Below are 26450 nucleotides of genomic sequence, written 5' to 3' on the forward strand. Positions count from 1 at the left end.
GACGAATCCGGGCTGCGCCGGCCCCCATCTGCGGCAGCTACTTGCCCCTCGTGGCATGGAGAGAAGACGCACGTGACCGCACGGACGCCCAGCGAGACCGCCCGGGACATTCCCGAGGCCACCGTCGCGCGGCTGCCCGTCTACCTCCGGGCCCTGACGTCACTGTCGGAGGCCGGTACGTCGACGTGCTCGAGCGAGGCGCTCGCGGCGTCGGCAGGGGTCAACAGCGCGATGCTCCGCAAGGACCTGTCCTACCTCGGCAGCTACGGCACGCGCGGGGTCGGCTACGACGTCGACTACCTGCGCTACCAGATCGCCCGCGAGATCGGCGTGACCCAGGACTGGCCGGTGGTGATCGTCGGGATCGGCAACCTCGGGCACGCGCTGGCCAACTACTCCGGGTTCCGCAGTCGCGGGTTCCGCACCGTGGCGCTGCTCGACGCCGACCCGGCGCGGACCGGTGAGACGGTCGCGGGCATCGACGTACGCCCGTTCGACGACCTGGAGGGCATCGTGGCCGAGCACGGCGTGGCGATCGGGGTCATCGCGACCCCGGCCCCGGCCGCCCAGGCCGTGGCCGACCGGATGGTCGCCGCCGGCATCAGCAGCATCCTCAACTTCGCCGCCTCCGTGCTGACCGTTCCCGCGGGGGTCGACGTCCGCAAGGTCGACCTGTCCATCGAGCTGCAGATCCTCGCGTACCACGAGCAGCGCAAGGCGCAGGACCAGCAGCAGGAGGAACCGGCATGAGCATCCTGGTCGTCGGCATCTCCCACAACTCCGCTCCCGTCGCTCTCCTGGAGAGCGTCGCGCTGACCTCCGACGGTGTGCAGAAGCTGGTCACCGACGTCGCGTCGTGCACCCACGTCACCGAGGCCACGGTGATCTCCACCTGCAACCGGCTGGAGATCTACACCGAGGTCGACCGGTTCCACGGCTCCGTGGAGGAGCTGTCGCGGCTGCTGGTCGAGCGCGCCGGTCGGAGCGCGGAGACGATGCTCCCGCACCTCTACGTCCACTACGACGACGGCGCCGTCTCCCACCTCTTCCAGGTGGCCGCGGGCCTCGACTCGATGGCCGTCGGCGAGGGCCAGATCCTCGGCCAGGCCCGAGAGGCGCTGCGCCTGGGCCAGGAGCTCGGCACCGTCGGCCCCGCCCTCAACGTGCTCTTCCAGCAGGCCCTGCGCGTCGGCAAGCGCTCGCGCGCCGAGACCGACATCGACCGGGTCGCGCCCTCCCTGGTGACCGCCGCCCTGGAGCGCTCCGAGCTCGCGGGCGGCGGCGTCGCCGGTCGCCGGGTGCTCGTGGTCGGGGCCGGTGCGATGGCCGGTCTGGCCACCGCGACGGTCGCGCGCCTCGGTGCCGGCGAGATCGTCGTCGCCAACCGCAGCCAGGAGCGGGCCGACCGACTCGCCCGCGAGTACGACGCCCGTCCGGCCCCGCTCGCCGACCTCGAGGCCGAGCTGGCCCACGCCGACCTGGTCGTGAGCTGCACCGGCTCGACCGGCGTGCTCGTCACCCGCGCCATGCTCGAGCGGTCCCGTCCCGACAATCGCCCGGTCGTGCTCATCGACCTCGCCCTGCCGCACGACGTCGACCCGGGCGTGACCGAGCTGGACGGGGTGACCCTGCTCGGCCTGGCCGAGCTCGCCGACGACCTGCACGCCTCCGACGCCGGACGCGAGGTCGTCGAGGTCCGCCGGATCGTCGGCCAGGAGGTCGCCGCGTTCCTGGCGGCCCGGCGCCAGGCCAGCGTCACCCCCACGGTCGTGGCGCTGCGCTCGATGGCCACCGCCGTCGTCGACGCCGAGATGGAGCGGCTGGACGGCCGGCTGCCCGGCCTCGACGACACCACCCGCGCCGAGGTGCTGCACACCGTGCGCCGGGTCGCCGACAAGCTGCTGCACGAGCCGACGGTGCGCGTGAAGGAGCTGGCCAACGAGGCCGGCGCCGTGTCGTACGCCGCCGCGCTCGCCGAGCTCTTCGCCCTCGACCCCGAGGCGGTCGACGCGGTCACCCGTCCGGAGGGTCTGCGGTGAGCGCCGCGACCGTGCGCGTCGGCACCCGCGCCTCGCTGCTGGCGACCACCCAGGCCGGTCACGTCGCCGAGCTGATCCGCACCCGGCTGGGCCGCGAGGCCGAGCTGGTCGAGATCGCCACCGACGGCGACCGCAGCCAGGCCGCCGGCACGCCGCTGACCGCCGTGGGCGGCACCGGTGTCTTCGTCGGCGCGCTCCGCGACGCGCTGCTGCGCGGCGAGGTCGACGTGGCGGTGCACTCCCTGAAGGACCTGCCGACCTACCCCGCGGACGGGATCGCGCTGGCCGCCGTACCCGGTCGCGAGGACCCGCGCGACGTGGTCGTCGCCCGCGACGGACTGACCCTGGGCGAGCTCCCGGTCGGGTCGCGGGTCGGCACCGGCTCCCCCCGACGGGCGGCCCAGCTGCACGCCCTCGGCCTCGGTTTGGACGTCGTCGGCGTCCGTGGCAACGTCGACACCCGGATCGGCAAGGTCCGGTCGGGCGAGTACGACGCCGTCGTGCTCGCGCGCGCCGGCCTGGCCCGGATCGGCCGGCTGGAGGAGGCGACGGAGGTGCTCGACCCGCTGCAGATGCTCCCCGCCCCCGGCCAGGGGGCGCTGGGCGTCGAGTGCCGCAGCGACGACGCGCTCGCCGCAGACCTGGCCGTCCTCGACGACCCGCGCGCGCGGGCCGCGGTCGAGGCGGAGCGGGCCGTGCTGGCCACCCTCGAAGGTGGCTGCTCGGCCCCGATCGGCGCCCTCGCCGAGGTTGCCGAGGGCGATGACGGAGACGAGATCTGGGTGCGCGCCATCGCGCTCTCACCCGACGGGGCCCTCGCGGTGCGGATGTCCGCGTCGGGAGACCCCGCCGACGCCGTGGGCGTCGGCAACCGGCTGGCGGCAGAGATGCTCGCCGACGGGGCCGGACAGCTGGACACACGACAGCACGACGAGTCAGAACAGGTGCGCAACGCATGACCCGAGGCAAGACCACCACCGCCACCCCGACCCGCGGATGGGTGTCCTTCGTGGGCAGCGGACCCGGCGACCCGGAGCTGCTCACGGTCCGCGCCGTGGGCCTGATCGAGCAGGCCGACGTGATCGTCACCGAGGCGCCGGAGCACGCCGCCCTGGTGCGGCACCTGCTCGGCCTGGCCGACCCGGCCGACCTTCCCGAGGGTGAGCCGGTCCCCGGCCCCGAGCTGGTCGACGGCGGGTTCGGCGAGGACGGCCAGCCGCTGACCCACGCCGCCCGCGCGAAGGTCGTCGTCAAGCAGGCCAAGCGCGGACACCGCGTCGTGCGGCTGATGACCGGCGACCCGTTCCTCTACGCCTCGGGCCCCGAGGAGGCGCAGGCCTGCGCCAAGGCGGGCCTCGGCTTCGAGATCGTGCCCGGCGTCTCGTCGGTCAGCGCGGTCCCGGCGTACGCCGGCATCCCGCTCACCACCAAGGACCACCGCGAGGTCGCGGTCGTCACCTGTGGCGAGAAGATCGACTGGAGCCACTACGCCGACCGGCGCACCCTGGTGCTGCTCTCGGCCGTCGGCCAGATCGGCGAGGTTAGCAAGGCGCTGGTCGCCGCGGGCCGCTCGCCGCAGACCCCGGTCGCAATGACCCGGGTCGGCACCACCACCACCCAGAGCACCGTCACCTCGACGCTGGAGCACATCGCCACCGACGCCCGCGCGGCCCGGATGGCCCCCCCGGCGATCACCGTGGTCGGCGACGTCGTCGACCTGCGCGACACGCTCTCGTGGTTCGAGACCAAGCCGCTCTTCGGCTGGCGGGTCCTGGTGCCTCGCACCAAGGACCAGGCCGGCCCGCTGGTCAACCGGCTGCGCGGCTACGGCGCCGTCCCCGACGAGGTGCCGACCATCTCGGTCGAGCCGCCCCGCAACCCGCAGCAGATGGACAAGGCCGTCCGCGGCCTGGTCGAGGGTCGCTACGAGTGGATCGCCTTCACCTCCGTCAACGCGGTCCGCGCGGTCCGCGAGAAGTTCGAGGAGTACGGTCTCGACGCCCGGGCCTTCTCCGGCCTGAAGATCGCCGCCGTCGGTGACAAGACCGCCCAGTCCATCGCCGACTGGGGTCTGCGGGCCGACCTGGTCCCCTCGGGCGAGCAGTCCGCGGCCGGCCTGCTCGCCGACTGGCCCGAGTACGACGACGTCCTCGACCCGATCAACCGGGTCTTCCTCCCGCGCGCCGACATCGCCACCGAGACCCTGGTCGCCGGCCTGGTCGACCTCGGCTGGGAGTGCGACGACGTCACGGCCTACCGCACCGTGCGGGCCACCCCGCCGCCGGCGCCCACCCGCGACGCGATCAAGACCGGCAAGTTCGACGCGGTCGTCTTCACCTCGTCCTCGACGGTGCGCAACCTGGTCGGCATCGCCGGCAAGCCGCACCCGTCGACGATCATCGCGGTGATCGGTCCGGCCACGGCCAAGACCGCCGAGGAGCACGGCCTGCGGGTCGACGTCCTGGCCCCCAAGCCGGACGTCGACGAGCTGGTCGACGCGCTCGCCGACTTCGGCTCCGCTCGCCGGGCCGCGATGGTCGAGGCGGGCCAGGAGGTCACCCGGCCGTCCGAGCGCAAGCCGTCGGGCCGCCGGAAGACCACCACCGCGCGATGACCGGCCCCGTCATCCGGCCGCGGCGCCTGCGGACCACCGCGGCGCTGCGGCAGATGGTGGCCGAGACCTCGGTGGAGGCGCGGCAGCTGGTGCTGCCGCTCTTCGTCCGCGAGGGCATCGACGAGCCGGTCCCGATCTCCTCGATGCCGGGCGTCGTCCAGCACTCCCGCTCCAGCGTGCTGGCTGCGGTGAGCGAGGCGGCCGAGCTGGGTCTCGGCGGGGTGATCCTGTTCGGCGTCCCCGAGACCAAGGACGCTGTCGGGTCCGGTGCGGTCGACCCGGCCGGGATCCTCAACGTCGCGATCACCGACGTGGTCGCCGAGGTCGGCGACGCGATCACCGTGATCGGCGACCTGTGCATCGACGAGTTCACCGACCACGGCCACTGCGGGGTGCTCACCCCCGACGGTCGGGTCGACAACGACCGGACCCTCGAGGTGTACGCCGAGATGGCCCGGGCCATGGCCGCGGCCGGCGCCGACATGGTCGCGCCCAGCGGCATGATGGACGGCCAGGTCGCGGCCATCCGCGAGGCGCTGGACGGCGCCGCGCACACCGACGTCTCGATCATGGCCTACTCCACGAAGTACACCTCTGCCTTCTACGGGCCGTTCCGCGAAGCCGTGGACTCCTCGTTGACCGGCGACCGCCGTACCTACCAGCAGGACGGCGGCAACGCGGTCGAGGGCGTCCGCGAGGCGCTGCTCGACGTCGCGCAGGGCGCCGACCTGGTCATGGTGAAGCCCGCGCTGGCCTACCTCGACGTGCTCCGCCGGGTGCGCGACGCCGTCGACGTCCCGGTCGCCGCCTACAACGTCTCCGGCGAGTACGCGATGCTCGAGGCGGCCGCGGCGCAGGGCTGGATCGATCGTGAGGCCGCGATACTCGAGACGCTGACGTCGATCCGCCGCGCGGGTGCCGACGTGGTGCTGACCTACTGGGCGGCCGAGGCCGCCCGGCTGCTCGCCCGCTGACGCGACCCGGTCAGGGGTTCGTGTACTTGGCGATGCAGGCCTCGGTCGCCTCGGCGCCCACCACGGTGTTGAGCAGGCTGAGGATCACGTTGACCAGGCCGTTGACGTCGACCTTCAGGCCGTAGTCGAGCGCGCACTGCACGATCGCCTGGGCCCGGGTCAGGGTCTCGTCGACCGGGGTGACCCCGGTGCTCGGCAGCGTCGGCACGACCACCGGCGGGATGCTGGGGGCCTTCGTGGGCTTGCCGCCGCCCTTGCCGCCGCCGTCGCCCTTGCCGCCGCCGGACGGCGCGGTGGGCGTCGGGGTGGTGGGCGCGGCCGGCGCGGTGGCCTCGGGCTGGTTCGCGCCGGGCTTGCTCTCCTTGACCACCTTCGGGCCGGAGCTCGCGCTCGGCGGCGGGGTGTACGACGTGTCGGGCTGGATGTAGCCCGCGGCCGTGGTGCCGTTCGGGACCGAGGTGTAGGAGCCGGCCAGGTAGTTGCTCATGATCGAGAGCACCAGGTCGACGTAGGAGTCGCTGTGGTTGTAGCGGTAGACCGCGGTGCGCTGCCCGGCGGTCGTCGACAGGTCGTCGTCGCCGGAGCAGAGGTAGACCGCTGAGGCCAGGGCCGCGTCGTCGATGTCCTGCGGGTCGCGCCGGCCGTCGCCGTCGGCGTCCACGCCCACGACCGACCAGGTCGAGGGGATGAACTGCAGCGGGCCGACCGCGCGGTCCCACTTCGCGTCGCCGTCGAACTGGCCGGCGTCGGTGTCGGCGATGGCCTGGGTCTTGTTGGTGCCGTCGAGGGCGATGCCGAAGATGCCGGGGCGGGCGACGCCCTGGTCGTCGAGGGTGTTGCCGCCGTAGCGACCGTGGTCGGACTCGACCCGGCCGATGGCCGCGACCAGCTGCCAGGTGAGGTTGCAGCTCTCGTCGGCGGCGTTGATGACGGTCTCGGCGCGCTGGTAGGCGGCCAGGGCGACCGAGGGGATGCCGGCCGTGGAGGCGGTCGAGACGGCCTGGGCCGCCCCGCCGGCACCTATGCCGGGGGCGACGCCGTCGGGGGAGGAGACGCTGGCGGGGGCCTCGATGGCCTGGGTCGGGACGCTGGTCCCGTCGGGCAGGCTGGTGGCCGGGAGCGGGTCGGGGGTCTGGGTGGCCGTGGCCGACCCCGCGCCGACGCCGGCGAGGCTGGCGGTCCAGGCGGCGGACAACAGCGCGAGCGGCACCAGGGCCGTCGCGCGCTGCGCGCGTCCGAGTCGCTTTGCCATGCGGTCTACTCCCGATCTTCGAGCGATGTGTCGTCCCCGAGCGTTCCGACGTCCGTGGGCGATCAACGAATCGTGTCACGGGCAAGTTACGCGGAGGTTCGAATCAGCCGAACAACTCGGACGAGCTTGAGTGGTCGGCGTCACGATGGTGCCCGACCGGCATGAGCGCGAAACGACCGAGTCCACTGAGTGGGCCATACCACTGTGACGGACGGTGGTCGAGGACCCTCGCCGACGGTCGGTTGGGCGGCTGGGCGACAATGAGGCGATGTCTGCCGCGATCCGTCCCACCCCTGCCTCTGAGGCGCTGTTCACGCGCGCCCGCGCGGTCACGCCCGGGGGCGTGAACTCCCCGGTCCGGGCCTTCAACGCGGTCGGCGGCACCCCGCGCTTCATCCGCTCCGCCGCCGGCGCCTGGCTCACCGACGTCGACGGACACGAGTACGTCGACCTCATCTGCTCGTGGGGCCCGATGCTGCTCGGGCACGCCCACCCGGAGGTGCAGGCCGCGGTGCAGGCCGCGGTGGCCCGCGGCACGTCGTACGGCACGCCGACGGAGCCGGAGGTGGAGCTCGCCGAGGAGATCGTCGACCGCGCGCCGGTCGACCGGGTGCGCTTCGTGTCCTCCGGCACCGAGGCGACCATGTCGGCGATCCGGCTGGCCCGCGGCTTCACCGGCCGTGACGTCGTCGTGAAGTTCGCCGGCTGCTACCACGGCCACGTCGACGCCCTGCTCGCGTCGGCCGGGTCGGGGCTCGCGACGTTCGCGGTCCCGGGGACGCCGGGCGTGCCCGCGTCGTCGACCGAGCTGACCCTGGTGCTGCCCTACAACGACCGCGCCGCGGTGGAGCGGGTCTTCGCCGAGCACGGCGACCGGATCGCCTGCCTGGTCACCGAGGCCGCTCCCGGGAACATGGGCGTCGTCCCGCCGGAGCCAGGCTTCAACCGGTTCCTGTCCGAGACCTGCGCCCGCCACGGCGCGCTGTTCGTGAGCGACGAGGTGATGACCGGCTTCCGTGCGTCGCGGCAGGGGCAGTGGGGCCTCGACGGGGCGGTCGAGGGCTGGCGGCCCGACCTGGTCACCTTCGGCAAGGTGATGGGCGGCGGCTTCCCGGCCGCGGCCTTCGGTGGTCGCGCCGACGTGATGGGCCGCTTGGCGCCGGACGGGCCCGTCTACCAGGCCGGCACGCTGTCGGGGAACCCGATCGCGACCACCGCCGGGCTGACCACGCTGCGGCTGGCCACCGACGAGGTCTACGCCCACATCGGGGCGGCGGGCGAGACGATCAAGGCGGCCGCGACCGAGGCGCTGAGCGCCGCCGGCGTACCTCACGTCGTGCAGGCGAGCGGCACCATGTTCTCCGTGTTCCTCACCGACGGACCGGTCCGCGACTTCGCGGACGCCTCGCGCACCAGCGCCCCGGCGTACGCCGCCTTCTTCCACGCGATGCTCGACGCGGGGGTCTACCTGCCGCCCTCGGCGTACGAGGCGTGGTTCCTCTCCAGCGCCCACGACGACCGCGCCGTCCAGACCGTGGTCGACGCCCTGCCCGGAGCCGCCCGCGCGGCCGCTGCCGCCCTGGAGACCGCATGAGCGCCACCCCCGACACGATCGTCCACCTGCTGCGCCACGGCGAGGTGCACAACCCGCAGGGCGTGCTCTACGGCCGGCGCGACGGCTTCCACCTGTCGGCGCTGGGCAACCGGATGGCCGAGCGGATCGCCGAGTCGATCGGCGACCGCGACATCACCCACCTGGTCGCCTCGCCGCTGGAGCGGGCCCAGGAGACCGCCCGCCCGCTGGCGGCGGCCCGGGGCCTGGAGATCGTCACCGACGAGCGGGTCATCGAGTCCACGACCGTCTTCGAGGGGCTGAGCTTCGGCGAGGGCGCGATGACGCTGGTCAAGCGGCCCAGCCTGTGGAAGCACCTGCGCAACCCGTTCACGCCGTCCTGGGGCGAGTCGTACAAGGCGATCGCCGCCCGGATGATGGCGGCCGTCGAGGACGCCCGGGTCGCGGCGCAGGGCCACGAGGCCGTCCTGGTCTCCCACCAGCTGCCGATCTGGACGACCCGGCTGCACGTCGAGAAGCGCTCCTTCCTGCACGACCCGCGCAGCCGGCAGTGCACCCTGTGCTCGCTGACGTCGTTCCACTTCGTGGGGGAGCGGCTCGCGCAGGTCTCCTACTCCGAGCCCGCCGGTGACCTGATCCCGGCCGGCGACCGCAAGGCCCCGTTCTCGGCCGGTGGCGCGCCTGAGGAGAACCGGCCCTGACATGAGGTTCTCCCGCGCCCTCTCCGGCGCCCTTCTCGCCGGTGCCCTGGTGATCACCGGCGGCTGCACGTCCGTCGGCCAGACGAACCCGAACGGCTACATCGAGGGCGACAGCCAGGTCATCCAGTTCGGCGTCGACGAGCGGAAGGATCCTATCGAGCTGTCGGCCGAGACCATCGCGGGCGACGAGCTCGACCTCGCCGACTATCGCGGCCAGATCGTCGTCGTCAACGCGTGGGGCTCGTGGTGCGGCCCGTGCAACCGGGAGATGCCGCTGCTCGCCGAGGCCGCCGAGGAGCTCGGCGACCGGGCCGCCTTCCTGGGCATCAACATCCGCGACTCCAGCCGCGACGACGCGCTGGCCTTCGAGCGCTCGCACGGCGTCGAGTACCCCTCGCTGGACGGGTCGAGCGACCCGTCGGTGCTGCTCGCCTTCCGTGGCTCCTTCCGGCCGGCCAGCGTGCCCTCGACGGCCGTCCTCGACGAGCAGGGGCGGGTGGCCGCGATCGTCAGCGGCGAGGTCCCGTCCGTGCGCACCCTCGTCGGCATGGTCGAGGACGTCGAGAAGGGGAGCGGGTAGCGGCGTGGGTGACTGGTTCGGCCAGACCGCAGGCTCCGGCTCGCTGGTCCTGGCCATCCCCGTGGCGCTGCTCGCAGGCCTGGTGTCGTTCTTCTCCCCCTGCGTGATCCCGCTGCTGCCGGCGTACTTCTCCTACGCCACCGGGCTCTCCGGCGCCGACCTCGCGACCGGCAACGTCAAGCGCGGGCGGATGGTCGCGGGGTCGACGCTGTTCGTGCTCGGCTTCTCGGTCGTGTTCGTGCTGCTGGGCGTCGCGACCGGGTCGGTCGCCACCTGGCTGCTGGTCAACGAGGACACCCTCAACGTCGTCCTGGGCTGCTTCGCGATCGCCATGGGCCTGGTCTTCATCGGGCTGGTCCCGCTGCTGCAGCGCGACGTCCGGTTCCACAAGGTCCCCTCCGTCGGGCTGGCCGCCGCGCCGCTGCTGGGCTTCCTCTTCGGACTGGGCTGGCAGCCCTGCATCGGTCCGACCCTCGGCGTGATCATCACCCTCGGGTACGACGAGGGCACCGCCGGGCGGAGCGGGCTGCTGCTGGCCTGCTACTCCCTGGGGCTCGGCATCCCGTTCATCCTGGCCGGGCTGTTCTGGCAGCGCGCGCTCGGCGCCCTCGGCTTCGTGCGCCGCCACCAGCAGTGGGTCACCCGGGTCGGCGGCGTGATGCTGGTGCTGGTCGGGCTGATGCTCGTCACCGGCTGGTGGGACTACGCCGTCACCTGGCTGCAGATCCACCTGGTCAGCGACTTCGAGGTGGGCGTGTGAGCGACACCCCCGAGACCGGCCGCCGGTCCGGCGAGCTCTCGCCGCTGGAGCTGCTGCGCTGGACCTGGCGACAGCTCACGTCGATGCGGACCGCGCTGATCCTGCTGCTGCTGCTCGCGCTGGCCGCCGTACCGGGGTCGGTGATCCCGCAGCAGGGCGTCGACTCGCTCAAGACGACCCAGTGGCAGGAGGCGCACCCCGACCTGACGCCGATCTACGAGAGGCTCGGGCTGTTCAACGTCTACAGCAGCCCGTGGTTCGCCGCGATCTTCGTGCTGCTGATGGTCTCGCTGGTCGGCTGCATCATCCCGCGCACCCTGGTCTACCTGCGCGCGATCAAGGCGCCGCCCCCGCGCGCCCCCCGCAACCTCGGCCGGCTGCCCGACCACGCGTCGTACCGCACGGACGACGACGCCGAGGAGGTGCTGGCCCGCGCCCGCCAGGTGCTGAAGCGACGGCGCTACCGGGTCCGCCCGGCGGACGCCGGGGACGCCGCGGTGAGCAGCGAGCGCGGCTACCTCCGCGAGGTCGGCAACCTGGTCTTCCACCTGTCGGTCGTGGTGGTGCTGGTCGGCTTCGCCGTCGGTGGCCTGTTCGGCTACAAGGGCGGCGTCATCCTGACCGTCGGCACGCCGTTCTCGAACACCCTGACCCAGTACGACGACTTCGTCCCCGGCCGGCTCTTCGACCCCGAGTCGATGGAGCCGTTCTGCTTCACCGTCGACGACTTCTCGGTGGAGTGGCTCGTCGACGGTCCCCGCCGCGGCATGTCCCGCGGCTTCAGCGCCGACACCCGCTACCGCGAGGACTGCACGGACCAGTCCGGCGAGGAGCGCGAGCACGACCTGCGGGTCAACCACCCGCTCGCCATCGGGGGCACCGACGTGTTCCTGATCGGGCACGGCTACGCGCCGGTGATCACGGTCCGCGACGGGGACGGCAACATCGCCGCCACCGGCCCGAAGCCGTTCCTGCCCCAGGACCAGAGCCTCTTCTCCTTCGGGGTGGTGAAGGCCAGCGGGGCCGAGCCCCAGCAGATCGGGCTCGAGGGCGTGTTCTTCCCGACGTTCTTCCTCAACGAGGACGGCGACCCGGTCAACCTGATGGGTGAGCTGAACAACCCGCTGCTGTCGCTGAGCGTCTTCACCGGCGATCTGAACCTCGGGGAGCCCCAGTCGGTCTACGTGCTCGACAAGTCCCAGATGTCGCAGGTCGAGAACCCCGACGGGACGCCGCTGCGCCTTGACCTGCAGGAGGGCGAGACCGTCGAGCTCCCGGACGGGCTCGGGTCGGTGACCTTCGAGGGCATCGAGCAGTGGAACCGGCTGCAGATCAGCAAGACCCCCGGCAAGCTGGTGACCCTGGCGGGCGTCGTGCTCGCGCTGGCGGGGCTGCTGGGCTCGCTGTTCGTCCGTCCGCGCCGCGTCTGGGTTCGCGCCCGGGTGGTCGACGGGGAGACACTGGTCGAGGTCGCCGCCCTCGACCGCTCCGGTGGGGGAGACGTGCGGCCCGAGATCGACGAGGTCGTGGCCGCGTTGCGCGGCGCTGACGTCGTACCGACTGGCGAGGAGAAGTCGTGACCAACGCATCGTGGGAGACCCTGAGCAACCAGGCCGTCGCGTTCTGCGGGGTGATCTACTTCCTCGCGCTGCTGAGCCACCTGGTCGAGTGGTCGGCGCTGCGCCGACTGCCGGTCTCGGCCGGCTCGGTCACCCTCCCGGCCCGTCGTACGGGCTCGGGCTCGATCGCCGTCGCCGAGGGCGGGTCCGACGACGCGGAGGTGGACGAGGACGTCGAGCGCCGGACGAACCTCTTCGGTCGCCTCGGCCTGCTGCTCACGGTCCTCGCGCTCGCGGTGCACTTCGTCGCCCTGCTCGGCCGGGGCATGGCCGCGGACCCGAACCGGGTGCCGTGGGGCAACATGTACGAGTTCACGCTCGCCGGCACGTTCTTCGTGACCCTCAGCTACCTGGCGCTCTACAAGCGGTTCTCGCTGGCCTGGATGGCCCCGATCGTCACCGGCGTCGTCCTGGTGCTGCTGATGGTCGACGTGATCGTCCTGCACGAGGAGGTCGCGCCGCTCACCGAGGCCCTGGACTCGCCCTGGCTGGTCATCCACGTCGTCTCCGCCGTGATCGCGACCGGCGCCTTCACCGTCGGCGGCATCGTGTCGGTGCTCTTCCTGGTCCAGGAGCGAGCCGAGCGACGCGGTCGCACCGGCGGTGGCTACCTCGGCCGGGTGCCCGACACCGCGACGCTCGACCGGGTCGCCTACCGGATCAACGCGTTCGCGTTCCCCGTCTGGACCTTCGCCGTCCTGATCACCGGCCCGATCTGGGCCTTCCACGCCTGGGGCTCCTACTGGAACTGGGACCCCAAGGAGGTCTGGGCGTTCATCACCTGGGTGCTGTACGCCGGCTACCTGCACGCCCGGGCCACGGCCGGCTGGAAGGGCCGCAACGCCGCGATCCTGGCCCTCTGCGGGATGGCGACGCTGTGGTTCAGCTTCATCGGCGTCAACTTCTTCATCTCCAGCATCCACTCCTACGCCTAGGTCACCCGGCTAGGTCTCGGCCAGGCTCTCCAGGAGGGCGCGGTACGTCGCGTCCGGGTCGCCCTCGGGACTGGTGACCACCACCGCGTCCGGGCGCTCGGCGACGAGCCGGACCAGCCGTGCGTGGTAGTCCAGCAGCACCTGGTCCCCGCCCTGCACGGCCACGATCTCGCGGACCCGGTCGTGCCACGGGTCGGGTGCCTCGTCGCCGACGCCGCGCCGGTGGAACCGGGAGACGGCCGCGGCCGGGGTGTCGAGCAGGACCCGTTCGACGTACGCCGCGCCGGCGCGGGTCGCGGCCGCCTCGAACCGCTGCAGCTCGGACGGGCGGACGAGCATCTGGGGGAGCACGACGTCGCGGCCCTCGCGCAGGTGCGTCTCGATCATCGCGAGCGCGAGCGGCCGGATCACGGCACCGGCGATGGCGAAGTCGTCGCGCCAACCCCCGATCAGCGTGCGCAGGACGTCGATGTCGCAGCACAGGACGCCGGGGTGCTCGTCGGCGTACCGGCGCGCGATCATGGACTTGCCGATCCCCGGCGGTCCGTTGAGGTGGATCAGGCGGCTCATGCGTCCGCGGCTCAGGCGGAGTCGGGATCCTCGGGGTCCTCGGGGAGTCGACGCTTGCGGTCGAGGTCGCGCAGGAAGTCCTCGTCGTCGTCGGGAGCGACGATGCGGGGCTGGGGGCGAGGACCGGGGCGCTTCGTGCCGCCCGGGGTCGGCGGCAGGATGCCGCGGCGCTGGATGACGCGGACGACGAGGTACGTCGCCAGCGCGAAGAGCGCAACCACGAACAGGAACTTCAGCACACCTCCAATGTAGGCCCCGACTGGTGACGATCTACCCTGGAGGGGTGAAGGAGTTCTGGGTCTACACCGGTCTGCGCCTCGCGCTGTTCGTCGCGTCGCTCGCGGTGGTGTTCTCCGCCTGGCTCCTGATCGCCGGCGAGGCCAACATCCTGGTGTGCGTCGTGATCGCGTTCGTGGTCAGCGGCATCGGCTCGTACTTCCTCCTCGAACGTCAGCGCCTCGCCCTCGCCCAGCACGTCGAGGCCCGGGCCACCCGCGCCACCGCGCGGTTCGAGGAGATGAAGACGAAGGAGGACGTCGACTAGCTCGACGTCCCGGCCGCCCGCCGTCGCCCCTCAGAGCCCACGCGCGGCGTTCCACGTCGGCACCGAGCCACCCACCAGCTCCAGCCGCGGATCGCCGGACTGTGGCCAGCGCGATCAAGCGGATCGCCCACGAGCATCGCGGTGTGCGCAGTCTCGGCCAGGACGTCGAGCAGCGACTGCGCGGTGGGCCGATCGACCTCGACGAACTGGTCGAAGCCGACGAGCGCCAGCACCAGTCCGTTGCTCCTGTCGGCCAGCCGTACTGCCCGTGGGCGACCTCGTCCAGGCAGTCGTTGAGCGCGTCGAGGTTGTGCCCGTAGGAGGGCGGGAAACCGAACGTCTCCGCCGGAGTGCTGTGCATCTCGGACTCCGATCCCCGCCGCGCAGCCGCGAGGGTGACGCAGTGGTACCCCTCGTCGCTCAGCCACCGCACGGTCTCGTCCAGGACCGACGTCTGCCAGAACAAGGTCACGAAGCAGTCCTGCACGAGACGGAGGTCGAGCGCGTCCGCCGGGAGAGTGCCCGGCTCCCAGGAAGCCAGCGCGGCAGCGCAGCTGCCTCCGGGCGCGCCCGTAGCCCTGAGCGGGCGGGCCGTCAGGACTGCGGGGTGGTGCCGGTGTAGTCGCGGACGAAGGTCAGTCCGTTGGGGCTGCGCCAGATGAAGGTGGTGTCGTCGATCTTGTCGTAGCGCCATCTGGTGTGGGTCTTGGTGCGGTGATGTCGCCGGCAGAGTGGGGCGATGTTGCAGTCGCACGTGGCGCCGCCGTGGGCGGCGGGGTCGCTGTGGTCGTGGTCGCACGACCGGGCTCTGCGGCGGCACCACGGGAACACGCAGGAGTGCTGCAGGAGGGCCTGGCGTTCTTTGAGCCTGTCGGGGACTTCGTAAGCGTCGACGTGGACGTGGTCGGCCAGGTCGATCACGGGCTTGATGACGACCTGGCTGTCGCCGTCCTGACACCAGGACCGCACCTGCTCGACCGAGATCATCGACCGGGTGTTCTCGACGCGGGCGATCGCGGCGTCGGCGAGGTGCACGTGCACGACGACCTGGCGGGGGCGTTTGCGGTCGGGGTCGGGTTCGGCGTTGAGGTCGAGGGTGAGCTGGCGTCGGGCGAGGTCACCGACCGCGATCGAGCGCCGTACATCGAGGGAGAGCCCGTCGGCGATCGTGGCGAGGTGGGTAGCGCCGCGGGCGACGGCGTCTTCGAGGTCGAGTGCGTCGACGAGGTCGAGGGTGCCGCGGACTTCGACGTGGCCGTCGTAGGAGACCTGCTGGGTGTCGAGGTCGAAGTGCCGCATCTCGGCCGCGTCACGCACGCGCTGGGCCGCGGTGTCGGGGTCGAAGCGGGTGCGGGCTTCTTCGATGGTGCGGTCGAGCTGGGCGATCGAGATCTTGTGCGCGACGCGGTGGACGTGAAGGTCGACGAACTCCGCACCGTCCTCAGGCAGGTCGATGGTCTCCGCCGCGATGCGTCGGGCCTTCCAGACCGGGAGGTCAAGGGACTGGACGCGCTCGTAGACCCTGGGCAGGCGGTGGGCGAGCTCGACGGCGTGTCCGAGGTAGATCCGCCCGGAGTCCGATGACAGGCCCAGTGCGGCGGAGAACTCCAGCACACTGAACTCGGCGATGAGGGGTGCGCCGGGGCCGGCGATGGCCATCTCGTCCTCGCAGCCGGGGATCCACACCGCGGCGGCATCGTGCAGGGAGTCGGTGGAGTGCATGCCGGCCCAGGTGACGGCGGCGGCGAGCTGGTTCGCGGCCGCGCGCAGCTCGTCTCGTCGCTCGAAGCGCACGTACGACAGCACCGCCGAGGCGGTGTCGCAGTCGTCGAGGTCCCGAACCATGGCCTCATTCTAGTCGAACAGGTGATCGAATGCGAGGTTGTTCACAGCCTTGTTCGAACGGTCGACCCGAAGAGTCCGAAAGCTAGAAGCAGGCTCGTGATGGCCCTTGATCACCGCGGACGGTGAGCCCCCTTGTCTCTGTAAAAAGTCTTTGAACCGACCTGGTGTACCGAGCAGACGCCGCGGCAGGGACCGGCCTACCGCGAGGTCGCTTGTTGGTTGCGGGGGTCTCGACGGGCGCTCAGGACTTCGTCCTTCACTGCTCGACCACCGGAGGCAGGGACCGGCGGCGGGGGCTGGCCTACTGAGAGGTTGCTTGTTGGTTGCGGGGGTCTCGACGGGCGTTCAGGACTTCGTCCTTCACGGGAGAGACCACCGGAGGCAGGGACCGGCGGCGGGGCCGGCCTACCGAGAGGTTGCTTGTTGGTTGCGGGGGTCTCGACGGGCGCTCAGGACTTCGTCCTTCACTGCTCGACCACCGGCGACAGCGACCGGCGGCAGGGCTTACCTACCGGAGGTCGCCTGCTGGCGGCGGGAGTGGTCAGGCGCAGGTGATGAGGGCGGCGGTGGTGAGGGCGGCCCAGGCGAGCTCGGCGGTGCCGGTGGACTGCAGGACGGGGATGAGGTCGGGGCCGGTGGCGTCGCCGAGGACCAGGCGGAGGCCGGGGGCGGCGAGCACGAGGAAGAGGAGGCCGACCAGGACGCACCAGGACGTCGTGGCGGCGAGCGCGACGACGGCGAGGGCGGCGACCAGCACGAGGGCGGCGTACAGGAGGCGGGTGGCGCGGTCGCCGAGGACGACGGCGAGGGTGCGCTTGCCGGCGATCGTGTCGGTGGGGATGTCGCGCAGGTTGTTGACGACCAGGATCGCGCAGGCGAGCGCGCCGATGCCGACGGCGGCGTACAGGGCGGCGAGCTCCCAGGTCTCGGTCTGGACGTACGTCGTGCCGATGACGGCGACCAGCCCGAAGAAGACGAAGACCATCACCTCGCCGAGGCCGAGGTAGCCGTAGGGCTTCGAGCCGCCGGTGTAGTACCAGGCGGCGAGCACCGAGACGGCGCCGACGGCGAGCAGCCACCACGCGGTGGAGGCGGCCAGGACCAGGCCGGCGACGCCGGCGACGCCGAAGGCCAGGAAGGCGGCCCGCTTCACCGCCGACGGGGAGGCCGCGCCGGACCCGACGAGGCGCATCGGGCCGACCCGGTCGTCGTCGGTGCCGCGGATGCCGTCGGAGTAGTCGTTGGCGTAGTTGACGCCGACCTGGAGGGCCAGGCTCACCACCAGGGCGAGCAGCGCCTTCCAGAGCACCAGCCCGTCGACGTACGACGCGACGCCGGTGCCGGCCAGCACCGGCGAGACCGCGGCCGGGAGCGTGCGGGGCCGGGCACCGGCCAGCCAGTCACCAGGAGTCGCCACGAGGGGTGATTGTGGCAGTCGGCCCGGGGTGGTCGGGTCAGAGGGGCCGGGCCACGGCCCCGGGGACGTCGCCGCCGGGCTCGCCGGGCTGGGTGGCCGAGGGCGGCCCGAGGGGCGGGGGCTCCTCCTCAGCGCTCGCCTCCGAGGCCGAGGCCTCGGCCAGGACGTCGGCCGGGACGTGCTGTTCCAGGAAGCGCCGGGCCATGGCCGTCGCGGGGTGCAGACCGGCCGCGGCGACGGTGATGAGGCCGGCGATGACCAGCCAGCCGGTCGCCCCCCAGTTCATCGCGAGGAACGTGTAGACCGCCGGAGCCCAGACCCGGCCGAGGGTGCTGCTCAGCTCGGCGCTGCCCTGGTACTCACCGCGGCGGCGGGGGTCCATCAGCTCGGCCTCGAAGGTCCAGCTGGCCGCCGAGAGGAACAGCTCGGCGCCGGTGAGCGTGACGTGGCCCAGGAAGAACAGGGCGATGGTGAGCCAGCCGACGCTCTGGTGGGTCGAGAGGGTGATGACGCAGGAGACGACGAAGAAGACCGTCGAGACCCGGATGGCGCGCAGAGCCGTCGTACGGTCCCGGACGCCGCGGGCGGCGGCCAGGGGCAGGAAGATGCACATCACGGTGTTGGTGCCGAAGAGCAGGGCGAGCACCGACCACGGGGCGTCGGTCTTCTCGACCAGCCACAGCGGGATGACCATGTGCAGGAGCACCTGGTTGGTCCACAGCACGCCGGAGAAGAACGACGAGAGCAGCCAGCCCGGGTTGCGCATCGGCCCGGGTCCGGGGACCTTGGCCGCCCGCTCCTCGGCGGTTTTCAGGTCGTGCGGGGCCTTGGGCAGGCGGGTGATGAAGAAGGCGTTGACCAGGAAGACCGCGGCGGTGAACAGGGGCACCAGCTCAAGGAGCGTGATCGACTCGAAGGCCAGGGCGATGCCGCCGACCAGGGAGCCGAGGGTGAAGCCGACGTTGAGCGCCGAGTACATGTAGGCGCGCGAGGTGACCCGCTCGCGCGGGGGCAGGACGTCGATCGTGTACGCGCCGTGGGCGGTGCTGCCGAGCGCGCCCACCACCTCCATCACCACGGCCATGACGAGGTAGCCGGTGAAGCTGTCGATGAACGGCCACACGGCGAACATCGCCGACTGGCCGAGCGAGCTGACCGCCCACGCGCGCTTGGGTCCGATCCGGTCGACGAGGCGGCCCATCGGGTAGGCCGCGATGAAGGCGGCGACGCCGGCCAGGGTCAGCCCGAGGCCGACCTGGGCGGCACTCAGGCCCACGACCTGGGTGAAGAAGACGGCGGAGCCGGTCAGGAAGGTGCCTTCTCCGACGGCGAAGAGCACCGACTGCAGGGACAGGCGTCCCGCGAGGGGAGACGGCGGAGCGAAGCGCCCGAGAAGGGTTGGCACGGGCGCATCCCATCACGAGGACTAGGTTTCGGCCTATGGGGATTGCGGTGGCCGACTGGCTGGCCGCGGCCGACGAGCCGCGGCCGTGGGTCGTGGAGACGTCGGGGTCGACCGGCCGGCCCAAGCGGGTGCTGCTGCCGCGCCGGTCCCTGCTGGCCTCCGTCGAGGCCTCCGCCCGCCGCCTCGGCGCCGCGGGGCAGTGGCTGCTCGCCCTCCCCGAGGAGTACGTCGCCGGACTGCAGGTCGTCTGCCGCTCGCTGGTGGCCGGCCGGGCGCCGGTCCGCCTCGACGACCACCCCGCCTTCGCGGCGGCCGCGGCGGCGATGACCGGCGAGCACCGGTTCGTGTCCCTGGTCCCGACGCAGCTGCACCGGCTGCTGGAGACCGACGCCGAGGTGCTGGCCGGGTTCCACACCGTGCTGCTCGGCGGCGGGCCGATCGACCCGGCGCTGCGGGACCGGGCGGCCGCGGCCGGCGTCCGGGTGGTGACGACGTACGGCTCGGCGGAGACCGCCGGCGGCTGCGTGTACGACGGGCTGCCGTTGGACGGCGTCGGGCTCGCGATCGGCACCGGCGGCCGGGTGCGGATCAGCGGGCCCACCCTCTTCGCGGGCTACGACGGCGACCCGGAGCTGACCGCGGAGGTGCTGGTCGACGGCTGGTTCCTCACCTCGGACGCCGGTCGGCTCGACGAGGACGGCCGGCTGCAGGTGCTCGGCCGGCTGGACGACGTGGTGGTGACCGGCGGGGTCAACGTGCCCGCCCCCGCGGTCGCGGCGCGGCTGCGCGCGCACCCCGCGGTCGAACAGGCCGAGGTGCTCGGCGTCCCCGACGAGGAGTGGGGCAACCGGCTGGTCGCGTTCGTCGTGGGCGACATCGACCTCGACGCCGCTCGCGACTGGGTGGCCGCCGAGCGACCCCGCTCCTGGGCGCCGCGCCAGCTGGTCGCACTCGCCGAGATCCCGCTGCTGCCCAACGGCAAGCCCGACCGGCTGCGGTTGAAGGAGCTCGCGTGAGAGTCGTCTCGATCCCGATGCGCACCCGCTTCCGCGGCATCACCGTCCGCGAGGCGGTGCTGCTGGAGGGCCCGGCGGGGTGGGGCGAGTGGAGCCCCTTCCTGGAGTACGACGACGAGGTCGCCGCCCCCTGGCTGCGCTGCGCCGAGGAGGCCGCCGCGGGCGACTGGCCGGCGCCGCTGCGCACCCGGGTGCCCGTCAACGTGACCGTGCCCGCGGTCGGGCCCGAGCAGGCGCACGCGATCGTCAAGCGCGGCTGGTGCGCCACCGCCAAGGTGAAGGTGGCCGAGCCCGGCCAGACCCTGGCCGACGACCTGGCCCGGGTCGAGGCGGTCCGCGACGCCCTCGGGACGACCGGGCACGTGCGGGTCGACGCCAACGGCGCCTGGGACGTCGACACCGCGGTCGCGTCGATCGCGGCGCTCGACCGCGCCGCGGGCGGCCTGGAGTACGCCGAGCAGCCGGTGGCGAGCGTCGAGGACCTCGCGACGGTCCGCCGGCGGGTCGGCGTGCCGATCGCGGCCGACGAGTCCATCCGCCGCGCGGCCGACCCCTACCGGGTCCGCGACCTGGAGGCGGCCGACATCGCCGTGCTGAAGGTGCAGCCGCTGGGCGGGGTGCGCGCGTGCCTGCGCATCGCCGAGGACATCGGGCTGCCCGTCGTCGTGTCGTCCGCGCTCGAGACCAGCGTCGGGATCGCCGCCGGGGTCGCGCTGGCCGCCGCGCTGCCGGAGCTGCCCTACGCCTGCGGGCTCGCGACCGTCCAGCTGCTCACCGACGACGTGACCGGCCGCTCGCTGCTCCCGATCGAGGGCGCGCTGCCGGTGGAGGTCCCGCGGGTGGACGGGGCCGCGCTCGACCGGCTGGCCGCGAGCCCCGACCGGGTCGCCCACTGGGAGGCCCGCCTGGCCGCCGTCCTGGCGGTCGGGCAGGATCGGTGACGTGACCAGCACCGACCTCGCCCGCAGCGTCGTCCGGGCGCTGCTCGACGGCGGGGTCACCGAGGTCGTGGTCGCGCCGGGCTCGCGCAACGCCCCCCTCTCCTTCGCCGTGTACGACGCCGCGCAGGCCGGCCTGCTGCGCCTGCACACCCGCATCGACGAGCGGTCCGCCGGCTTCCTGGCCCTGGGGCTGACCACGGTGCACGCGCGGGCGGCCGTGGTGTGCACCTCCGGCACCGCCGTCGCCAACCTGCACCCGGCCGTCCTGGAGGCGGCGCACGCCGGCGTACCGCTCGTGGCGGTGACCGCCGACCGGCCGGCCCGGTTGCGCGGGACCAGTGCCAACCAGACCACCGACCAGCTCGGGATCTTCGGGCCGCTGGTGCCGACCAGCAACCTGACCGAGCCCGGCCCGGTGCACCTGGTCGAGGACGGCCCCACCCACCTCAACGTGCAGCTCGACGACCCGCTCGTCCCGACCGACCGGTGGCAGCCGTGAACGTCCTCCCGGCCGGCCCCCGCACCGTCGTCGTCGCCGGCGACGACTCCGGCCCGCCGCCGCGGATCCTCGCCCAGGACGGCGGCTGGCCGCTGCTCGCCGAGCCCACCAGCGGCGCGCGCACCGGCGACCACGCCCTGCGCTGCTACCGGCTGCTGCTCGACGGCGAGCTCGGCCGGAGCATCGAGCGGGTGGTGGTCTTCGGCCGACCGACGCTCTCCCGACCGGTCACCCGGCTGCTGTCGCGCCCCGACGTCGAGGTCCTCGCCGCCCCCGCCCGCGGCGCCTGGTCGACCTCGCCCTTCCCGGTCGACGGCACCGTCGACCGCGACACCCGCCCGGAGGCCCGCGACGACACCGACTGGTTCGCGGCCTGGGTCGAGGCGGACCGCTCCGTCGGCCGGCAGCTCGACCGGCTGCTGCACGAGGAGCCCGGACTCACCCCCCACGAGGTGGCCGGGGCCGTCGGCCGCGCCGTCCCTCCCGGCGGGCTGTTCGTGGTCGGTCCCTCCAGCCCGATCCGCGACCTCGACCTGATGGTGCGGGGGTACGCCGTCGGCGACCGCCGCAAGCTGATCGCCAACCGTGGGCTCTCCGGCATCGACGGCGTCGTGTCGACCGCGATCGGCGCCGCCCTCGGCCGCCCGCACTCGACCCGCAGCCTGGCGCTGATGGGCGACGTGACCTTCCTCCACGACACCAACGGCCTGGTCCTCGGCCCGGGTGAGCCCGAGCCCGACCTGACGATCGTCGTCGTCAACGACGACGGCGGCTCGATCTTCACGATGCTGGAGCAGGGCGCCCCCGAGCACGCGCAGCAGTTCGAGCGGCTCTTCGGCACCCCCCACGGCGTCGACCTGTCCCAGCTCTGCGCGGCGACCCGGACGCCGCACTGGCGGGTCGGGTCGCTCGCCGAGCTGGAGCACGCGCTCGGCTCGCCCAACGGGGGCATCGAGGTCGTCGAGGCCGTCGTACGACGGGACAACCGGCGCGAGCTCGACGAGCGGATCCGTAGGCTCGTCCCGTGAGCGAGCAGCAGGCCCCCGCCGGCGTCATCCCGTACGTCGAGCACCATCTCGGAGAGCGCCGCGTCCTCACGCTGCACCTCACCACCGGCAACTCGCTGCTCGGCGGGAAGACGACGCCGGTGGTCGGCATCGACGGCCGTCAGTACCTCGTCTACTGGGGCTCGGTCTCCTTCGAGGTGCCGGCCGACCGGGCCGTCCACGTCAGCGTGCACGTCGAGGTGGAGCGGGTCGGACAGGTCGCCTCCGCGCTGCTGCCGCCGGGCGGCTCGCTCGCGATGACCTACGCCACCGACTTCATGTCCGGGGTGGGCTCGCTGCACTGACCCCTCCGGGTGGAGGATCAGGTCGTGGACATCGCCCTGCTCCTATGCGGTCTCGCGGTCGGGGTCCTGATCTCGACCGAGATCGCGCGCCGTCTCGACATCCCGGCGCCGTTCCTGCTGATCGCCGTGGGCGTCGCGGCGTCGTACGTCCCGCAGGTGCCGCAGGTCTACCTGGACCACGACGTGGTGCTCCTCGGCCTGCTGCCCCCGCTGCTGTACGCCGCCGCGCAGCAGACGTCGCTGGTCGACTTCACCGCCAACCGCCGGCCGATCCTGGCCCTCTCGGTGGGGCTGGTGATCTTCACGACGGCCGGCGTCGGCTGGGTGGTGCATCTGCTGCTGCCAGGCATCTCGTGGGCGGTCGCGCTCGCGATCGGCGCGGTCGTCGCCCCGCCGGACGCGGTCTCCGCGACCGCGATCGGACGGCGGATCGGGCTGCCGAGGCGCATCGTCACGATCCTGGAGGGCGAGTCGCTGGTCAACGACGCGACCGCGCTGGTCAGCCTGCGGACCGCCCTGGCCGTGGCTGCCGGCACGGGGCTCGACGCCTGGGAGGTCTCGCTCGACTTCGTCTGGGCGGCCGGCGGCGGCGTCGCGGTCGGGTTCGTCTTCTTCGTCGGGGTCGCCAAGCTCCGCCGGCTGATCGCCGACCCGGTGACCGACAGCGCGGTGTCGCTGGTGGTGCCGTTCGCGGCGTACGTCGGCGCGGAGGAGCTGCACGCCTCGGGCGTGATTGCCGTGGTCGTCGCCGGCCTGCTGCTGGGCCACAAGGCGGCGGTCCTGCAGACCGCCCAGTCCCGGATCGCCGAGCGGCTCAACTGGCGCACGATCGCCTTCGGGCTCGAGAACGCCGTCTTCCTGCTGATCGGGCTGCAGGCGTGGTGGATCGTCGAGGGCGCCGCGGACAGCGACCTGGGCGTGGGGCGGATCGTCGCGGTCTGCGCGGCGGTGCTCGCGACGGTGGTGGTGCTGCGGCTGGTCTGGGTCTTCCCGTCGCGCTACCTCTTCGTGCGGCCCAGCGTCGATCCCGACAGCGGCGTCACGCCGCCGTGGACCTACACCTTCCTGCTCGGCTGGGCCGGCATGCGCGGGGTCGTCACGCTGGCCGCGGCGTTCGTCATCCCGGAGGACACCGAGTACCGCGAGGTGCTGCTGCTCATCGCCTTCTCGGTCGTGGCCGGCACGCTCTTCCTGCAGGGCATGTCGCTGCCCTGGTTCGCCCGGGTGCTGCGGGTGCCCTCGCCCGACCCGGCCGAGGACGCCCTGGCCCGCGCGACGCTGCTCCAGCAGGCGTCGAAGGCCGCGCTGCACCGCCTCGACGAGATCGAGTACGACGACCGCCACGGCGTGGTCGACCTGATCCGCCAGCGTCTCGACCAGCGCAACTTCGCGGCCTGGGAGCGGTTGGCCACCGTCGAGGACCAGGAGTCGCCCAGCGACCTCTACAACCGGGTGCGGCTCGAGCTGATCGAGGCCGAGCGGAGTCGGGTGCTGGAGATCCGGTCCTCCGGCACGGTCGCGGCCGAGGTGGTCGCCGACGTGCTGGCCATGCTCGACGTCGAGGAGTCGATGCTCGACGTCGCGGCCGAGGAGCGGCGGGAGGTCCGGGTGGGCGCGGCCCGTCGTACCGGCGAGGTCTGCGCGGAGCTCGAGCACCACCCGGCGGTCGAGACCGCGACCGACCCGGTCTGCCAGGACTGCCTCGACGAGGGCTTGGAGTGGGTCGCGCTGCGGCAGTGCCTCGAGTGCGGGAACGTCGGCTGCTGCGACTCGTCGGTCGGGCAGCACGCGACCCGCCACTTCCACGAGACGACCCACCCGGTCATGCAGTCGGCCGAGCCGGGCGAGGACTGGCGCTGGTGCTACGTCCACCACCTCACCGCGTGACGCCGCTCTCTCCCTAGGCTTGAGGGGTGAGCCAGGAGCAGTCAGCGTGCGGGCAGGGCCAGGACGACGAGTTCGCGCGGCAGACGGGACACCAGCTCCGGCGCTTCATCCGCACCGAGGCCGGCAGCGCCGGGCTGCTGGTCGTGGCCTCCCTGGTCGCCCTGGTGTGGGCGAACTCGCCCTGGTCGGATTCGTACGTCGACCTCTGGCACACCACCGTCGAGATCACCGTCGGCTCGATGGGCGGGCTCTCGATGGACCTGCACCACTGGGTCAACGACGGCCTGATGGTGGTGTTCTTCTTCGTCATCGGTCTGGAGGTCCGCCGCGAGTTCTCGGTCGGTGAGCTCACCGACCGGCGCCGGCTGGTCGTGCCGCTGGTCGCGGGCCTCGGCGGCATGCTGGTGCCGGCGCTCGTCTACCTGGCCCTGAACTCCTCGGGCGAGGCGGCCAACGGCTGGGGCGTGGTGATCGGCACCGACACGGCGTTCCTGCTCGGGGTGCTGGCCCTGGTCGGCCCGCGGGTCTCCACCCAGCTGCGGATCTTCCTGCTGACCCTGACCGTCATCGACGACATCGTCGCGGTCAGCGTGATCGGGCTGGTCTACTCCGAGTCCATCGAGACCGTGCCGCTGCTGGTGGCCGCCGCCGGCCTGGTCGCGCTGGTCGTCCTGGCCCGGGTCGGCGAGTGGCGCGCGTCGCCGTACGTCGCGGTCGTCGTGGTGATGTGGATCGCGACCCTGGAGTCGGGCCTGCACGCCTCGATCGCCGGCATGCTCGCCGGCCTGCTGGTGCCGGCCCTGAACCCGACCCGCAGCGACGTCGAGTCGGCCGCGTCGAGCTTCCGGGCGTTCCGGCAGTCGCCGATGCCCGGCGTGCAGCGCACCGCCCGGCAGAGCCTGACCCGGGCCATCTCGGTCAACGAGCGGCTCCAGGAGGCGCTGCACGGCTGGACGAGCTACGTCGTGGTCCCGGTGTTCGCGCTCGCGAACGCCGGCATCGACCTGCGCGACGGCGTCCTGGGCGAGGCGCTGCGCTCGCCCGTGACCTGGGGCGTCACCCTCGGCCTGGTGCTCGGGAAGCTGGCCGGCATCGGGCTCGGCACGTTCGGCAGCGTCCGGCTCCGGCTGGGCAGCCTGCCGCAGGGCGTCGGTCAGGGCCACACGCTCGCCGGCGCCGCGCTGTCCGGCATCGGGTTCACCGTCTCGCTGCTGATCGTCGGGCTGGCCTTCGAGGACCCCGACCTGCAGGCCCAGGCCGCGGTCGGCGTGCTGATGTCGGCGGTGCTCGCCAGCGTCGTGGGCTGGCTGGTCTTCGCCCTGGCCGCCCGCTTCTTCGACCAGCGCGACGCCGCGCTCCCTCGGCTGCTCAGCGACCCCGTCGACCCCGAGGTCGACCACGTGCGCGGACCGGCCGACGCCGAGCTCACCCTCGTCGAGTACCTCGACTACGAGTGCCCGTTCTGCGCCAAGGCGACGGGTGCCGCCAACGAGGTCCGCGCCCACTTCGGCGACCGGCTGCGCTACGTCAGCCGGCACCTGCCGCTGACCGTCCACGTGCACGCCGACATCGCCGCCCTGGCGGCCGAGGCGGCGGCCGAGCAGGGCCGGTTCTGGGAGATGCACGAGCTGCTCTTCGCCCACCAGGACGAGCTGGAGGTCGAGGACCTCGCCGGCTACGCCGCCGACCTCGGCCTGGACGTCGAGGAGTTCCTCCGGGCGCTCGACGAGGAGCGGCTCGCCGCCCGCGTCCGCCGCGACCTGGTCAGCGCCGAGGCCAGCGGCGTGCGTGGCACCCCGACGTTCTTCGTCGGCGACCAGCGCCACCTCGGTGCCCACGACGCCCGGTCGCTGATCGAGGAGCTGGAGCGGTCGGCCCGTCGTACGACCGGGCGGTTCGGGGCGTGAGGGCCGAGGAGCGACAGGTCC

General features: G+C 72.9%; 26 protein-coding genes and 1 pseudogene. 19 read left to right on the forward strand and 8 right to left on the reverse strand.

The genetic code is table 11. The features are described 5' to 3' along the window. Positions 1-72: 72 nt before the first annotated feature. Genes V7S47_RS22330 through hemB form a run of 5 tightly spaced genes read left to right on the forward strand, consistent with a single transcriptional unit; the run spans position 73 to position 5627 of the window. Positions 73-750 carry a redox-sensing transcriptional repressor Rex gene (locus V7S47_RS22330; protein WP_336563633.1) on the forward strand — a complete coding sequence of 226 codons (678 nt, stop codon included), beginning with the start codon at positions 73-75 and terminating at the stop codon, positions 748-750. Further along, positions 747-2039, forward strand: a complete 1293-nt coding sequence (locus V7S47_RS22335; RefSeq protein WP_336563634.1) for a glutamyl-tRNA reductase — start codon at positions 747-749, stop codon at positions 2037-2039. Before V7S47_RS22330 ends, V7S47_RS22335 begins: the two co-directional genes overlap by 4 nt. After that, positions 2036-2998, forward strand: coding sequence for a hydroxymethylbilane synthase (hemC, locus tag V7S47_RS22340; RefSeq protein ID WP_336563635.1), 963 nt, complete (start codon positions 2036-2038; stop codon positions 2996-2998). The genes V7S47_RS22335 and hemC overlap by 4 nt, the downstream gene beginning before the upstream one ends. Next, positions 2995-4653: a uroporphyrinogen-III synthase gene (locus tag V7S47_RS22345; protein WP_090856745.1), complete on the forward strand. Its 1659-nt coding sequence runs from the start codon at positions 2995-2997 to the stop codon at positions 4651-4653. Before hemC ends, V7S47_RS22345 begins: the two co-directional genes overlap by 4 nt. Then, complete coding sequence (gene hemB / locus V7S47_RS22350; protein ID WP_336563636.1) at positions 4650-5627, forward strand: porphobilinogen synthase; 978 nt, start codon at positions 4650-4652, stop codon at positions 5625-5627. The genes V7S47_RS22345 and hemB overlap by 4 nt, the downstream gene beginning before the upstream one ends. Before the next feature lie 10 nt (positions 5628-5637). On the opposite strand, the gene V7S47_RS22355 is transcribed toward hemB, so the two are convergent. Then, positions 5638-6879, reverse strand: coding sequence for a lytic transglycosylase domain-containing protein (locus V7S47_RS22355; protein ID WP_336563637.1), 1242 nt, complete (start codon positions 6877-6879; stop codon positions 5638-5640). A 268-nt stretch (positions 6880-7147) separates the two neighbouring features. Between V7S47_RS22355 and hemL the strand changes: the two genes are divergently transcribed. The 6 genes from hemL to ccsB are packed head-to-tail and all read left to right on the forward strand — an operon-like array spanning position 7148 to position 13047. Continuing rightward, on the forward strand, positions 7148-8473 hold the full coding sequence (gene hemL / locus V7S47_RS22360) for a glutamate-1-semialdehyde 2,1-aminomutase (protein WP_336563638.1): 1326 nt from the start codon (positions 7148-7150) through the stop codon (positions 8471-8473). Next, complete coding sequence (locus V7S47_RS22365; protein WP_336563639.1) at positions 8470-9153, forward strand: histidine phosphatase family protein; 684 nt, start codon at positions 8470-8472, stop codon at positions 9151-9153. Before hemL ends, V7S47_RS22365 begins: the two co-directional genes overlap by 4 nt. Position 9154: 1 nt before the next feature. Then, positions 9155-9733: a TlpA disulfide reductase family protein gene (locus V7S47_RS22370; protein WP_336563640.1), complete on the forward strand. Its 579-nt coding sequence runs from the start codon at positions 9155-9157 to the stop codon at positions 9731-9733. A 4-nt stretch (positions 9734-9737) separates the two neighbouring features. Further along, complete coding sequence (locus V7S47_RS22375; RefSeq protein WP_090856761.1) at positions 9738-10493, forward strand: cytochrome c biogenesis CcdA family protein; 756 nt, start codon at positions 9738-9740, stop codon at positions 10491-10493. Further along, the gene (gene resB / locus V7S47_RS22380; RefSeq protein ID WP_336563641.1) at positions 10490-12073 is read left to right on the forward strand and encodes a cytochrome c biogenesis protein ResB; all 1584 of its coding nucleotides are present in this window, start codon (positions 10490-10492) and stop codon (positions 12071-12073) included. The genes V7S47_RS22375 and resB overlap by 4 nt, the downstream gene beginning before the upstream one ends. Beyond that, positions 12070-13047, forward strand: coding sequence for a c-type cytochrome biogenesis protein CcsB (gene ccsB, locus V7S47_RS22385; protein ID WP_090856763.1), 978 nt, complete (start codon positions 12070-12072; stop codon positions 13045-13047). The genes resB and ccsB overlap by 4 nt, the downstream gene beginning before the upstream one ends. A 9-nt stretch (positions 13048-13056) precedes the next feature. Here the strand turns inward: ccsB and V7S47_RS22390 are convergent, their stop codons facing one another. Together V7S47_RS22390 and V7S47_RS22395 are read right to left on the reverse strand one after the other, a co-directional pair. Then, positions 13057-13617: an AAA family ATPase gene (locus tag V7S47_RS22390; protein WP_336563642.1), complete on the reverse strand. Its 561-nt coding sequence runs from the start codon at positions 13615-13617 to the stop codon at positions 13057-13059. An 11-nt stretch (positions 13618-13628) separates the two neighbouring features. Further along, a complete protein-coding gene (locus V7S47_RS22395) occupies positions 13629-13856 on the reverse strand; it encodes a hypothetical protein (RefSeq protein ID WP_090856769.1) in 228 nt (75 codons plus the stop codon). A gap of 44 nt (positions 13857-13900) precedes the next feature. On the opposite strand from V7S47_RS22395, the gene V7S47_RS22400 reads away from it, so the two are divergent. Further along, positions 13901-14161 (forward strand): DUF4229 domain-containing protein, encoded by a 261-nt coding sequence (locus V7S47_RS22400; RefSeq protein WP_090856772.1) that lies wholly within the window; start codon positions 13901-13903, stop codon positions 14159-14161. Here the strand turns inward: V7S47_RS22400 and V7S47_RS22405 are convergent. The 5 genes and pseudogenes from V7S47_RS22405 to V7S47_RS22420 form a co-directional block, all read right to left on the reverse strand. Further along, complete coding sequence (locus tag V7S47_RS22405) at positions 14158-14394, reverse strand: hypothetical protein (RefSeq protein WP_336563643.1); 237 nt, start codon at positions 14392-14394, stop codon at positions 14158-14160. The genes V7S47_RS22400 and V7S47_RS22405 overlap by 4 nt on opposite strands. 56 nt (positions 14395-14450) lie before the next feature. Further along, a pseudogene (locus tag V7S47_RS25715) lies at positions 14451-14855 on the reverse strand (barstar family protein); the annotation flags it as partial. Beyond that, on the reverse strand, positions 14756-16006 hold the full coding sequence (locus tag V7S47_RS22410; protein ID WP_336563644.1) for an HNH endonuclease signature motif containing protein: 1251 nt from the start codon (positions 16004-16006) through the stop codon (positions 14756-14758). The gene V7S47_RS22410 and the pseudogene V7S47_RS25715, both read right to left, overlap by 100 nt. A 541-nt stretch (positions 16007-16547) precedes the next feature. After that, positions 16548-17423, reverse strand: coding sequence for a 1,4-dihydroxy-2-naphthoate polyprenyltransferase (locus V7S47_RS22415; RefSeq protein WP_336563645.1), 876 nt, complete (start codon positions 17421-17423; stop codon positions 16548-16550). A 37-nt stretch (positions 17424-17460) separates the two neighbouring features. Next, positions 17461-18828 (reverse strand): MFS transporter, encoded by a 1368-nt coding sequence (locus V7S47_RS22420; RefSeq protein ID WP_336563646.1) that lies wholly within the window; start codon positions 18826-18828, stop codon positions 17461-17463. A 35-nt stretch (positions 18829-18863) separates the two neighbouring features. Between V7S47_RS22420 and V7S47_RS22425 the strand changes: the two genes are divergently transcribed. Genes V7S47_RS22425 through nhaA form a run of 7 tightly spaced genes read left to right on the forward strand, consistent with a single transcriptional unit; the run spans position 18864 to position 26429 of the window. Continuing rightward, positions 18864-19844 (forward strand): AMP-binding protein, encoded by a 981-nt coding sequence (locus tag V7S47_RS22425; RefSeq protein WP_336563647.1) that lies wholly within the window; start codon positions 18864-18866, stop codon positions 19842-19844. After that, on the forward strand, positions 19841-20785 hold the full coding sequence (locus tag V7S47_RS22430; RefSeq protein WP_336563648.1) for an o-succinylbenzoate synthase: 945 nt from the start codon (positions 19841-19843) through the stop codon (positions 20783-20785). The genes V7S47_RS22425 and V7S47_RS22430 overlap by 4 nt, the downstream gene beginning before the upstream one ends. Position 20786: 1 nt before the next feature. Next, positions 20787-21284, forward strand: coding sequence for a thiamine pyrophosphate-binding protein (locus V7S47_RS22435; RefSeq protein ID WP_336563649.1), 498 nt, complete (start codon positions 20787-20789; stop codon positions 21282-21284). After that, positions 21281-22312 carry a thiamine pyrophosphate-dependent enzyme gene (locus V7S47_RS22440; RefSeq protein ID WP_336563651.1) on the forward strand — a complete coding sequence of 344 codons (1032 nt, stop codon included), beginning with the start codon at positions 21281-21283 and terminating at the stop codon, positions 22310-22312. The genes V7S47_RS22435 and V7S47_RS22440 overlap by 4 nt, the downstream gene beginning before the upstream one ends. Further along, the gene (locus tag V7S47_RS22445; RefSeq protein WP_336563652.1) at positions 22309-22635 is read left to right on the forward strand and encodes a hypothetical protein; all 327 of its coding nucleotides are present in this window, start codon (positions 22309-22311) and stop codon (positions 22633-22635) included. The genes V7S47_RS22440 and V7S47_RS22445 overlap by 4 nt, the downstream gene beginning before the upstream one ends. Positions 22636-22659: 24 nt before the next feature. Next, a complete protein-coding gene (locus V7S47_RS22450; RefSeq protein WP_336563653.1) occupies positions 22660-24522 on the forward strand; it encodes a Na+/H+ antiporter in 1863 nt (620 codons plus the stop codon). 26 nt (positions 24523-24548) lie between these two features. Further along, complete coding sequence (gene nhaA / locus V7S47_RS22455; protein WP_336563654.1) at positions 24549-26429, forward strand: Na+/H+ antiporter NhaA; 1881 nt, start codon at positions 24549-24551, stop codon at positions 26427-26429. Positions 26430-26450 lie beyond the last annotated feature (21 nt).

It is taken from the genome of Nocardioides sp. CCNWLW216 (genome assembly GCF_037120545.1).
GTDB lineage: Bacteria > Actinomycetota > Actinomycetes > Propionibacteriales > Nocardioidaceae > Nocardioides > Nocardioides lianchengensis.